A 13,263-nucleotide genomic window follows, 5' to 3' on the forward strand; every position below is an offset into this window, starting at 1 on the left:
CTCTTGATTTACGAATGCACTAACGACGATGCTCGCTACCAGGCCAGAAAAAAGGCCGATTTTACTATATTTTTACCGTTTTAGGAGAAAAATGTGACGCATGTCGCTATTGATTCACATCGGTATATTCCCCGCAATCTTCTGTGTGCATCCATTTCTGGTGTACTCCTCGTTGCTGCCGTCAGCGTTCAGGCACAAGAAACTAACGCTGCAAGCAATTTAGAACGTATTACCGTCACAGGTTCTAATATCCCCCGCACGGATACCGAGACCGCGTCGCCAGTCCAGATTGTCACTCGTGAGGACATCGCGCGTTCCGGTCGTGCCACAGTTGCAGAGTATCTACAGACTTTAACTTCTGATGGCCAGGGTTCGATACCCAAGAATTTTGGTAACGGTTTCGCAATGGGTGGGAGTGGTATCTCGTTGCGTGGTTTGGGTGCCGGCTCCACTCTGGTGTTGATTAACGGTCGTCGTATCGCTTCCTACGGGTTGGCCGACGATGGTCAGAAGTTGTTCGCTGATTTGAGTAGCATCCCGATGGATGCGGTTGAGCGTGTCGAAGTTCTGAAGGACGGTGCGTCCTCAATTTACGGATCTGACGCGATCGCCGGTGTAGTCAATATTATTTTGCGTAATGACTTCCAGGGTGCTCTTGTGAGTGCTTCATATGGTCTTTCTGGTTATAGGGATGGCCATACCCCAAAGGCCACAATGACCGTTGGCGTTGGTAATTTGGCATCCGATGGCTGGAATGCGCTTGTGAGCGTGGATGTTGGCAAGAGTGATGGGATTATGACGAGTGACCGGAAAGATCGTAAGTGGATCGGTACTGGTGATACTCGTCCCTGGGGCTACGACCTCGCAAACAATCAGCAGTTTCTTCGGGGCGCAATCACTGGCAAAGGTACTATTGCCGACTCTTCGCCGGTAGGGGCAGTCCGTAACCCGTCTAATAGTCAGTTCAGTTCGCTACCAGGTTGTTCAAAATTTTCCAGTATTTCGCCACAGGATCCAGGAGGCGGCTGTTTATGGGATGCGGCTCAGTTCCGTAGCCTGACTCCGGATGAGAAATACGCCAACGTCTTCACTCGTGGCACTTTCACTCTGTTCGATACCACTGAGTTATATACCGAGCTGAGCTACTCTAAGAAAAAGTCCGAGTTCAGTAATTTACCATCTCCCGTTTCAGGTGCTTGGGGCTCTCCAGGCGGTGCGGTCAATGCCAGTAGTGGTGACGGTGCTACGGTCTTGGCCCCCGGGCATCCGGACAACCCGTACAACGTACCTGCGCGCCTGCGTTATGCAGCGTTTGACGTTGGTCCTCGTGTGAAAGAAAACACAAATGACTTTATGCGTGTTGTGTTGGGGATCAAGGGAAGTGTTGCCAGTTGGGATTATGATGTCAGTGCCTTGCATTCTCAGTCACAAATGGACAGGAAGTTCACTGGTTACTTGCGCTATAGCTCTGTGCGTTGTGTGCTTGGAAACTTAGCCTGCCCTGCTGGTGTATGGAATATTGGTAATGGCTCCGAAACTAACCCGCGGTCGCTGTACGATTTCATTTCACCTGTACTTAGCGCGCAGGCCAAAACTAAGCTGGATGTGTTTGATGCAAGGGTCTCGCGTGCATTGGCTGACTTATCCGGTGGTGCTATGGGCTTGGCGATGGGTGTGGAATACCGCCGCGATCAAGCTTCGTTAACTCCAATGACTTATACCGATATCGGCGACATCATTGGTGCGGGGTATTCGGCCTATAGTGGTGAAGAAAAGGTGAGTGCTGCGTATGCTGAATTAGCCGCGCCGTTTACCAAAGCTTTTGAGGCGACTGTGGCTGGTCGTGTTGACCACTACAGTAGTGGCAATACCGCCATTACTCCGAAGTTGGGTGTGAAGTGGAAACCTTTTGATTGGTTTGCGCTACGTGGCACTTATGCCCAGGGTTTCCGTGCACCGAATACTGCTGAGTCCGGTAAAGGTGGTTTAGCTGCGTTTGCGGGCATAACTGACCCAGTGCGTTGTGCCGCTGCAGGGGGGAGTGGCGCTGAATGTGCGCCTCGTCTCGTTTCAGTTATCACTAGCCCGAATCCAGATCTTAAGCCTGAGAAGTCAAATAGTTATACGCTTGGCATGGTGTTCCAGCCGACTAGCAGTACATCTATGACGGTGGATGGCTGGCAAATCAAGCGTACTAAAGAGATTGCTCAGATCGGCACAGTTGATGCGATCAATGCAGGTTATGTAATACGTGACGATAACCTGTTGAAAGGTGTTGCCGGCACTGGTCAGTTGCTTGGGGTCAAGGCCAAATACGTCAATCTCAACGCCACTACAGCACGTGGTGTGGATACTGACGTACAGCATCGTATTGCCATTGGTGGACTAGGTGATTTGATCCTGGATTTGCAGTGGAGTCGCATGCTTAAGTTTCAGCGCGAGGAAGCTAATGGCAACATCAGTGAGTATGCCGGTACGCATGGTAATTGCGATGTAAGCAATTGCATTGGTACTCCGAAGGACCGGATTAATTTTGGGGCGACTTGGAAATTGAACAACATCAGTGTGAGTGCGTTAGGCCATTACCGTGGCCCGATGGAAAATAGGCTGTTTAAAGGTGGTGCTTGCGTCAGCCATTTTGCTGATGGAAGTGATGCTCCAAATCATTGCCGTTTGAACGCGTTTACCTCCGTGGACTTGTCAGCAAATTGGCAGGCCACTGAAGCACTGGCAGTGTTTGGTTCAGTGCAGAACCTGTTTGACCGAATCGCTCCACTTGATCCGTTGACCGGTGGGGCACTGAACTATAATCCATTGGATTCTGCGGGTGCGGTTGGTCGCTTCTTCACAGTTGGCGCTCGCTACGCCTTTAAGTAATTGGTGGTTTGTTAGACCCGAAAACCCCTCGGTCATTTAGACTGGGGGTTTTTTGTGCCGATGTGTATAAGGCACATTAGTCCTACTGTGTTGAGTGGTAGGAGACACCTAGGTGGGTGTATTTCAGTGGACTGCAGGGGTCCGATCCATCAGTCTAGATGGAGTTTATGAAACGGCTATATGCTTGACTGATTAGGTTGTCAGGAGTTTGTTGGAATAGGTATCCAGAGTTTTGATCTGGGATTGGTAGGATGTTTTTAATGTTCAATAGCAGCATTGTGAGGGCGTATGTAGGGGTGAGGAAGTAGTTAGGTTGATTCACTTGAGTGTGGCTGCAGAAAAACTTTGTCTTTGTTATTTAGCTGTTTCAGCTGAATAGAGGTTTCCTTCGCTCAGCTTTGAAGCCGACTAATAGCCCGAGCAGGGCCAGTGCAACGAACCAAAACATGCTCCACATTGGCATGGATAGTCCCAGAAATCGCCAATCAATATTGCCGCAGTTGCTGGTACCTGTGAGCACTGTGCGGAACACTTCAAACGGCCCCATCGTTTCACTGAGAAAGCTCAACGGCGAACCGCAGGAGGAGATTGTATTGTGTGGCATGAGTTGTACCCAAACATGTCGACCAGCGATGCCTGTACCGATTATTGCTGTTAGAAATATCAATAGGCCGTATGCTTTGCGCGTATATACGTTGCTGGAGTTGTACAGTCCTGCGATTAGAAACAGGATACCCAGCACGGCAAAGGCGATGCGCTGGAAGATGCATAGTGGGCATGGTTCCAGACCTTGATGCAGTTGCAGAAAAATCGCGTATGCCAGCAATCCGGTACAAAATAAAAAGCCTGTTAAGCATTGAGCTCTGAAACTCCACTGCAAAGCATTCATTGATTACTGCTCACGGAAAGTATCGTGGATACATGGGATGTTGTTCGCGCAATTACTTAAGTTGCATGCATTCGTCAAGTTGGTGATGATCCTGTACTACACTGGCTCTGTCATGCTAGGTCTATTGATGATGCTAAAAGACTGCAATCACCGTAAAGCTTTGCCACATTAAGTGATACTGCGGCTTAGGTCTATACGGTGTTATATATTTTTTATGAATTATTTATTTTTATTATTAATTTCATTGATGTAGTAGATAACGTTTTTCTATGTTATAGAGCAATGTCATGAGCGTTTGTGTATGAATTATAACTTTGGCTACGCCATGAATGGATCTGGTTATTCGTTTGATCACCATTCCCTGGAAGAGTAGAGCGATATTCTCATATGCATTGATTCATTTTCGATCGATACTAACCAAGCCTGGAAATGTCAGTGGATTCTTTTGTTCATGACATGAGAAAAGAAAGTATTTCGTTTGATGTGGTAGTGCAGTTACATGAGGATGTTGAAGCTGCGGTGCAGTGGTTGGTAACTTGGTGGTATATATTTCAAGTAATGAGCGCCTTTATTATTCAGACGAGTCATGGCTTATCTACGTTGAGGCTGGTGCAATAAAGGTGTTTTCTAGAAGATGTCGCAGACGTTAGGGATATAGCTAGTAGCTACAGGAACTGCATGACACGGGTTTATATGCCCTGTTTTGTGTCTTGGTTTAGCGAATATTTTGGTAAATCTGACGATGTGAGGTGACAGTGAATTGGAAACGGTTGTATCCAAGCAAGCAACTGCGCGCCGAGATCGGGCCAAAGCTTCTGAGATTTATCGAGTTATCTATAAAATCAATGACTTATGGGGAAAGATTCCCGTATAGAAGATGCGTTACAGCGTTTTTTTCTTTCTAAAACAAAGCCTGGCATAAGCCAGGCTTTGCTATGGAGCACATTACAATTCAGATCAATTCTGAACGTTCAACTCAGTACGGCGGTTCTTCGCACGACCTGCTGGGGTTTTGTTTGTATCAATTGGATGGGTCTCCCCATATCCGACTGGCCCAATCAGGCGAGATGCGTCGATACCATTGTTACGCAGGTAGTCATACACGACTTTAGCGCGACGTTCCGATAGCTTTTTGTTATAAGCAGCCGGACCTGTCGAATCGGTATGGCCAGCCACCTCTACGTGCAAGTCAGGGTAGCGTCTCAAGATTTCGGTAGCCTCCTTAAGAACCGCAACGGCGTCAGGACGAAGCTTAGACTTGTCAAAATCGAAGTTTACGCCTTTTAAGTCAATCGACACTGGCACCGGACATCCATCTGGTCCGATCGTCTGGCCTGGTTGTGAGTTCGGGCACTTGTCGTCACAGTCGTTGACTCCATCTCCATCGCTATCCAATTCAGCACAGCTTGGAGCAGGCGGTGGCGGCGGCGGTGTTGGAGCAGGCGGAGCAGGTGGTGGCGTTGGTGAGGAAGCGGCTGGACCAAATGGGATCACGACACCAATCGAAGCCAAGGTATCACCAAACCATTTCTTGCTGGAAGGTGCCGCAACACCAGCCACCGGCTGACGCACGCTATCCTTATCATGGTCACCACGATAAGCTACTTCAGCACGGACGGCGACACGGCTTCTGAATGTTGTCTGCAAGCCAGCGCCTACCTTAGCAGCAAAGCCGCCTTTCTTACGTTCGCCAGGGGAGTTTACGTTTGGGGTGTTATCAAATTCCTCCTCTGAACGTTGGTACCCCGCTCCTAACAATAAGTAAGGATTCCAGCCGCGGTTATCCTGGATGAAATGGCGACGAAAATCGACAGAGAAGCCATATTGGCTCCAGTTTAGATCTTTGTTTCTTTTGAACTGCGGGTTCTGATAGTTCAGTGTGCCGTCGATCGACCAAACTGGATTGATGAACTTACCAATTCCAAGAGCGAAAAAAGGAGCATCGTTAGTAAGACGACGCTTATCTTGGAAGTTAAACCCGGTGGAACCAGCGAGATACCACCGGTCATCGAATTCCTGTGCAGAAGCAACTTGGATGATAGCTATACCACCCAGCAGCGCAGCAGTAAGGATTTTCTTTTTCATAACAGCTCCTTGAGTCAAGGGATATAAAAAACTGCAGGGCATGTTGTGTTAGTACATGATGCTTGTCACATCCAGACAGCAGTCCCACACACCATTGGCGGCGCAGAGTAAGCCCAGCCACGTGAAGACTATGTTAACAGTCATATAACATGTAAATCCATATCCTGCCCCAATATTGAACTTGCTCCTCAATCGCCTCCCCCGGGTTCATATATGCATGAGTTGGATATCGATCAAAGGAGAACCATATTACTTCTTAAAAAACTTCTCGACTTACAGATTACAGAGGATCACCCATGGCTTAAGCAAGTAGGGATGGTTCAGGTTTTTTCAAGCTGATAATCGCAATCTACGCAAAAGCTTTTGGAATTGTAGCATTAATTGCATGCCAAGCATTGCTTCTAACTTCCTTCTATTTGTACCTTCGTTTTGTTTTGCGGTGCTTGAAGGTAATTTCAGCATTCTAATATTCGTGGTCATTTCGACGGAATCCAATTCTGTTTTTGAGTTTTTAGAAAATTTATTTTTTATAAGTGTATTGATCTGGCAGGCCTAGAGTTTTTCTAAGGCTGAAGCAGGTTACCTGTATTACTGCATACCCTGTTCCAGCATTTTTGTAATTATGAAGATTGCTCGAATATCACAGAGTTTTCCCGACTGCTTCAGTTGTCTAGGAATACGAAAGAAGGTCGTTATGGTTACTGACTCATTGCCCATGTGTTGCTTGGTTTGTTTCTTGGAAAACTCAACGATGTATACCAAGGTGAGCTGATCTGAAATCAGCTTGGTCAATGCGATGTTATGTGATTGGTGGAGCCTGATATAGTTGATAGCAGACTTCTTGTTTTAGGAGGCGTAATAAAATTCAATGCATCCGATGTGATGGTGACTTCTTGGCCGATATGGTTATGCATTAGTGTTGTTGTGATTTTTTTGTGAATACTCATGGGAACAGATTGAACTCTGCTGGGTAGCGCTCCGTGGCTATCGTGGCGTGAATGTGTCAGATAACTATTTATTTATCGAAGCTGTGTTGTATCGCAATGGTGCGATATCTGCATTGTTTAGGTGATTTTTGCATGTGCATGTGCATGTGCATGTGTTGTCATGCGGTTTATTGCACGAAATACTTCGTAATGCTTGTGATGCCGATGACTGACGAAGTGAAGTACGCAAGCAGATTGAACGGATAGTGTTGAGTTTGAAATGTGACTAATGTCCAACGGCAGTGAACTGCCTAGGCTACTCTAAATGAATGCGATGAAGGGGCGTCTAGATCCCCGTAACCATACTGGTCAACGGAACTTGGTTCATGTCACATTCTTTTTTTTGTGCTTTCTGTGCGTGCTTCCCGATGGGTGATGACACAGTGTCTTGCTACGTATTTCGTTTGTGATGATAGAGGTGACCGATATCGAACATTTTTTCATCGTTCCGATCATCGTGGGTATGGATTAGCATTTAGCCTGGGCCTTGGAATATCTCATCAAAAAGCTTTAGTGATTTATAAAGTTTTAGTGATTTATTTGCCAGTGAGATGTTTCAAGTAAGCTGGTTATGGTTGATTCTCAGCGCAGCACAAGCCCAGGACATCTGGGGTACGTAAAATCACATCGACCATCTACATGTCAAAACTGCCATTGCCGATAAGCGCAGAGGGCAGTCATGGAACGCGCTGAATGCGGCTGATTTGATGTAGCGGTTACCGATGGTTTTTATTGTGTTCTACTGGAACCGCAAGTCGAACCGCCCTTGCTATAGTTGTCGCAGTGTATGGCACGTGCAATTTTCTCGCACGTTCATTTGAATGTATTGCGTATATGTGCCCGATCTCCATGCGTGATGTGGTATTTCGTTAGACTCAAGCATTACCGCCTCAGTCTTCACCTGTTTAAACGTCTCAGGAGAGTTCTGGGGGTAATATGTTTCTTAGACTCTGGGTAGCACTTTACCTGGATTGAGAATACCGTCTGGATCGAATGCGGCCTTGATCGCACTCATTGCTGCTAGCGTTGGTGTGTCGAATGCTTGTGTCATGAAGTCACGTTTGGCTACGCCAATCCCGTGCTCACCTGACAGGGTGCCTCCAAGAGTCAAAACTAACTTAAATAGCTTTGGTAGCGTTGCCTGCGCCCGCATAATGTCTTCCGCATCCTGATCGTCATACATGATATTCACATGTAGATTTCCGTTACCGGCGTGCCCAAAGGTGACAATGGGTAATCCGCTCTCGGTAGCCAATACTTCTATGCCAGCAACCAAATCAGGAATACGCGAGACGGGAACAACAACGTCTTCGTTTAGTTTTCCAGGTTTAATCGTGCGAAGCATTGGCGATAGTGACTTGCGTGCTGCCCATAGTTGATCGCGTGCGGCTCCATCCATGGCCATGTCAAGGTCTATCAGCCCCTCACCCGAAGCGGCCTGCGCCAGTGCTTGTAATACATAGGGAAGCGTGTCGTGATTGCCGTCTCCTTCAATCAGCAGCATCGCGCCGGCCATAGGAATATTGCTGCCATTGCGATACAGCAGCTCGATTGCTTTGTGGTCCATGAACTCCAGCGTTGCTGGTATTGCCGGTTGTGACATCAGTCGTGACACTGCGGCAGCCGCAGCGGCCGTATCTTGATAGAACGCACGCAGTCCAGCGATAGCTTGTGGTTGTGGTGCCAGCTTTAACGTGGCCTCGACGATGATTGCTAATGTGCCTTCACTGCCAATCAACAGATGTGCCAGATCGTAACCGGTGGCGTTCTTCGTATAAGCACCGCCACAGCGGATTACATCGCCGACACCGGTCACTGCGACGACGCCAAGCACGTTATCTCGTGTGGCACCGTACTTCACCGTACGCGGGCCACCGGCATTCGTTGCAAGATTGCCGCCGATACTGCACATCGCTGTACTGGACGGATCTGGTGGCCAAAAAAGCCCATGTGGTGCCAGTGCTTGTTGTAAGTCATTGTTGATCACCCCAGGCTGTACCACTGCGCAGCGATCATTTGGCAGCAGTGCGACGATACGGTTCATACGTGCCAATGACAGAACGATGCCGCCATGGAGCGGCACTGCACCACCCACGGTGCCAGTCCCGGTACCTCGTGGGATCACTGGCACGCGATGTTGATGGCAGGCACGTACGATTGCCACTACCTCGTTGAGGTCACGTGGCAGCGCCACTGCATCGGCACAGGCAAAGCACTGCGAGTCGTCTTCGCTGTACTGGCGGCGACTGATGGCATCAAGGCGCCAGCCTTCCGGGCCCAGGAGAGTGGACAGAGTAGTGATCAGTACATCGGGCAATTGAGTGGTCATCAGGAACAGAGCAACACATCGTGGTTAGAAAAAAGAGTATCCATTTCATGCCAGCAGCAAGGCTGATTCATTGGAGTCTGTTTTGTGGAATCATTTTCGCAATCCATTGCATTCAAAGGATCGAATATGTTGTCCATATGCACAGGCATGTCCGTAGGCTTTTGAGATTTAAAGAGTGATGAACTCAATGAAAAACAGCATGGTGTGATCCGCATCGCAGATGTGGCCCCTGGCATTTGTAAAGCATCAGATGGAATTGATCCACTGCCTGCCAAACGACTCATTGCCGATAGGTGTTAGAAGATCGGCACTTGTTATACAGGGGGGATGTAAAAATCTTGCAATGCACAGCGTGTTATCTGGCTACGTTCCCACCAGTAGGTTGCACTGTTGCCGCAGTTGGGGGAGGGGAATGTAACCACATCATTGAGTGTATGACTTCTTGAGATCGCATCAACTATTTCCCTTGAATCGTGACCTGTGATGACAAGTGTCTTAGTAGCAATCTTGTGTTGGCTTCGCTTACTTGTACATGTGTAGCAGGCATGAAAATGCAATACCTCAATTATCAAATCGCCTTTGATTGCAACGAATGCATTACCTCATCAATTAAGCGCTCATACAGTCATCATCTACAGGTGCTTGATGCGTTTTCTCGGCAATAGCAACATGGGTTTCTGGTAAAGCTATGCCGGGATTACAACTTGATTTTTTCCATTTGAATCGCGATCCGTATCGCAATACTGGCTTCAATATGATTGATGCCAGTGTCCAGTTACACTAGTGTTTACGTGCTGATAACTCCTTGAAGAGTGCTTCCATACGGTGTCCTCACGGTCTTCCGGGTCGATTACGCAATACATTCATAGGGTGATCCGGAGTCATGAAGAGCACCGCTATCTTCCATTGATTGCAGAATATTGCTGCTTGAGGGTAATGAGTACGCTTGAGTGATTCTTACACACACGATGATTGATATAAATTTAGCTCAGAAGTTCTGATTCCTTTTGACCCGATGCGCAGCGAACGATGCCATTGCAAATGTGATGCATAAAAAACACCATCTCTTAATTGAGTACCGTTCCGCCTGATCCAGGCGATAGCTCATTATTCGAAATGGTGACGAAAAAACATTTGAAATGTGCATTATCTATGCACACGATTGATATTCTCTTTCGATTAAACGATCCTCCCTCCTGATGCGGGGAACCATGAACTGTGAAGTGATCCGCGCATCTCTATGATTGTGAACCTGGATAGGCTTTATCGTCGCGGCCTGTCGCATTAGATGCTATTTGCTGTTGCTCATAGGGTGGCATAGTCTTCCGAATATGACCCATGTTTCCTTGATCCAGACAGATCACGCCGCACTCCCGTTGGCTGATACGAAGTTACCTGATTACTTCTTGCAGCTGGAGCGCATGGCTGCTCATTTAACACATGAGCAATTGATGGCGCTGCGTCGCGCCTGGGTGATGGGTATGGCTGCGCATGCTGGGCAGACACGTAAATCTGGTGAGCCGTATATCACCCATCCTGTGGCTGTGGCTTGTGTATTGGCCGACTTAGGTATGGATGTAGAGACATTAATTGCGGCGATCCTTCACGACACCATTGAGGACACCTCAGTGACCCGTGAAATACTCGCTGCCGAGTTTGGCGAGACCGTTGCGGATTTGGTGGATGGTGTCACTAAGTTAGACAAACTGAAGTTCCGGAATCGTCAGGAAGCAGCCGCTGAGAGCTTCCGTAAAATGCTGTTAGCGATGTCGCGTGATTTGCGTGTGATCATGATCAAATTGGCTGATCGCTTGCACAATATGCGCACCCTTGGCGCGCAGAGTATTGAGGCGCGTAGCCGCATTGCACGTGAGACGCTGGAGATTTACGCGCCGATTGCTCAGCGTCTTGGCATGGCACTGATGAAATCCGAGCTTCAAAACCTTGGATTTCGTGCATTGCATCCGTGGCGCCACGCCATCATTGAGAAACATATTCTCAACCAACCCGTGGTGCGCCGTGAGGCGATGGAACGCGTTGAATTGCAGTTGTCCGGGCGCTTGATACAAGAGGGAGTGCAGCACCGTGTAGTGAGTCGGATCAAGACTCCGTGGAGCATCTACAACAAGATGCACGACGATAACAAATCTTTCGACCAAGTGATGGATGTCTTCGGATTTCGATTGGTTGTTAAGAGCGTTGCTGATTGTTACCACGCATTGGGTATCGTGCATGGCACTTTAAAACCTTTAGATGGACGGTTCCGGGATTTCATCGCGATTCCCAAAACAAATGGCTACCAGTCGCTGCATACTGTTCTATTTGGCCCATACGGCTCCCCGATCGAAGTGCAGATTCGTACCGAAGAGATGGATATGATTGCTGAACGCGGCATTGCCGCACACTGGGCCTACAAGTGTGGCAGCGATTCGCCGAATAGCGCGCAGAGCCGCGTTCATGCCTGGATTGCCGAATTGCTCGAATCACAGCGCACCGCGATTTCCTCAATGGAATTCTTGGATAACTTCAAGGTTGATCTATTTCCAGATGAGATCTATTTATTCACGCCCAAGGGCAAGATCTTTGCTTTGCCAAAAAATTCCACTGCTCTTGATTTCGCTTATGCGGTACATACCGATATTGGCAATCATGCCGTGACCTCTCGGGTGGATAAACAGCTGATGCCACTGCGTACCAAACTCTCTAGTGGACAAACTGTGGAAATCATCACGGCACGCTCTGCCTTACCCAAACCGCAATGGTTGGAATTCGTAGTCAGCAGCAAGGCACGTACTGCAATCCGCCATCAACTCAAACAGCTTCAACACGAGGATGCCGTACAACTGGGTCACCGAATGCTTGATCGTGCGTTGGAAGCCATGGACAGCTCGTTGGAACGTCTGCCAAAGGGCCGACTGGATGCCTTCCTGGCTGAACATCACTTTCAGCGCTTAGAGGCCTTGCTTGCTGACATCGCCTTGGGTAACTGGATGCCTAATCAGACTGCACAAGCATTGCTGACTTACACGGAATTGCTTGGCAACACGCCGATTGAGCACTCACGCGAGAAAATTTTGATCAATGGTAGCGAGCGTGGCGTCATCAGCTTTGCAAACTGTTGTCAACCAATTCCTGGTGATGATGTGATGGGCTACCACACCACTGGAAAGGGGATTGTTGTCCATCGCCTGGATTGTCCAAACCTGAATGAATTGCGTAAATCACCTGAGCGTTGGGTGCCGATCGATTGGGATTTAAACGTTTCTGGTGATTACGATGCCTCGTTACTCGTCGAAGCTGAGAATCGCACTGGCGTACTGGCCCAATTAGCTGCGGCGATCGCGCAGAGCCATTCCAATATTGAACATGTTGACTACCTGGAGCGCGACTTTAATGCAGCCCTACTGCGCTTCAGTATCCAGGTGCGTGACCGCCGTCACCTAGCCGAAGTGATGCGCCGGTTACGCCGCTTGCCTGCAGTACAGAGCGTATATCGTCAATAGCTTCCGTCCTTGATACCAGCGTTTTGACTAAGGTATTAGTAGATGAGACCTGCACCTCATGCACTCTTTCTCCACTGGCTTTCTTCTGCAACTGGAGCATTGATACCACTGACTTGTGATTCGTACCTAGATGCTGAGATTGCTGGCTCTTGAGCGGGCACCGATACAATGCACTTTTATTTTCCATCGACTCCACATTCAAATGTCCTTCCAGATCATCCATACCGAAAAAGCGCCGGCTGCGATCGGCCCGTATTCTCAGGCCGTGCGTGTTGGCAACACCGTGTATTTTTCAGGCCAGATTCCATTGGATCCAGCCACCGGTACCATTGTCGCTGGCGACCTCGCGGTCCAAGCCCGTCGTGCATTCGATAACCTCAGAGCAGTTGCTGAGACTGCTAACGGCTCCCTCTCCAAAATCGTCCGTTTAGGGCTTTACCTGACTGACTTGGAGCAATTTTCTGTGGTCAATGCGGTGATGCAGGAATACTTTCAGGCCCCCTTCCCAGCACGCTCCACCATTCAGGTCTCCGGTTTACCCAAGGGCGCGGATTTCGAGGTGGATGCAGTGATGGTGATTGACTGATCCCTGCT

Annotated in this window: 6 protein-coding genes; 3 read left to right on the top strand and 3 right to left on the bottom strand. The window is 48.5% G+C overall.

Annotated elements, in window-relative coordinates; all coding sequences use genetic code 11:
* Nucleotides 1-93 precede the first annotated feature (93 nt).
* Nucleotides 94-2,877, top strand: a complete 2,784-nt coding sequence (locus tag F7G16_RS03410) for a TonB-dependent receptor (RefSeq protein ID WP_004089937.1) — start codon at nt 94-96, stop codon at nt 2,875-2,877.
* Nucleotides 2,878-3,244: 367 nt separating this feature from the next.
* Here the strand turns inward: F7G16_RS03410 and F7G16_RS03415 are convergent, their stop codons facing one another.
* The 3 genes from F7G16_RS03415 to F7G16_RS03425 form a co-directional block, all read right to left on the bottom strand.
* Nucleotides 3,245-3,766: a disulfide bond formation protein B gene (locus F7G16_RS03415; protein WP_004089936.1), complete on the bottom strand. Its 522-nt coding sequence runs from the start codon at nt 3,764-3,766 to the stop codon at nt 3,245-3,247.
* Nucleotides 3,767-4,723: 957 nt separating this feature from the next.
* Complete coding sequence (locus F7G16_RS03420) at nt 4,724-5,851, bottom strand: OmpA family protein (protein WP_004089934.1); 1,128 nt, start codon at nt 5,849-5,851, stop codon at nt 4,724-4,726.
* A 1,929-nt stretch (nt 5,852-7,780) separates the two neighbouring features.
* The gene (locus tag F7G16_RS03425; RefSeq protein ID WP_004089932.1) at nt 7,781-9,166 is read right to left on the bottom strand and encodes an FAD-binding oxidoreductase; all 1,386 of its coding nucleotides are present in this window, start codon (nt 9,164-9,166) and stop codon (nt 7,781-7,783) included.
* A 1,331-nt stretch (nt 9,167-10,497) separates the two neighbouring features.
* Here F7G16_RS03425 and F7G16_RS03430 point away from each other — a divergent pair.
* Complete coding sequence (locus F7G16_RS03430) at nt 10,498-12,669, top strand: RelA/SpoT family protein (protein WP_004089929.1); 2,172 nt, start codon at nt 10,498-10,500, stop codon at nt 12,667-12,669.
* A gap of 202 nt (nt 12,670-12,871) precedes the next feature.
* Nucleotides 12,872-13,255: a RidA family protein gene (locus tag F7G16_RS03435; RefSeq protein WP_004089926.1), complete on the top strand. Its 384-nt coding sequence runs from the start codon at nt 12,872-12,874 to the stop codon at nt 13,253-13,255.
* The last annotated feature ends 8 nt before the right edge of the window (nt 13,256-13,263 follow it).

This window comes from Xylella fastidiosa (assembly GCF_011801475.1).
Taxonomy (GTDB): domain Bacteria; phylum Pseudomonadota; class Gammaproteobacteria; order Xanthomonadales; family Xanthomonadaceae; genus Xylella; species Xylella fastidiosa.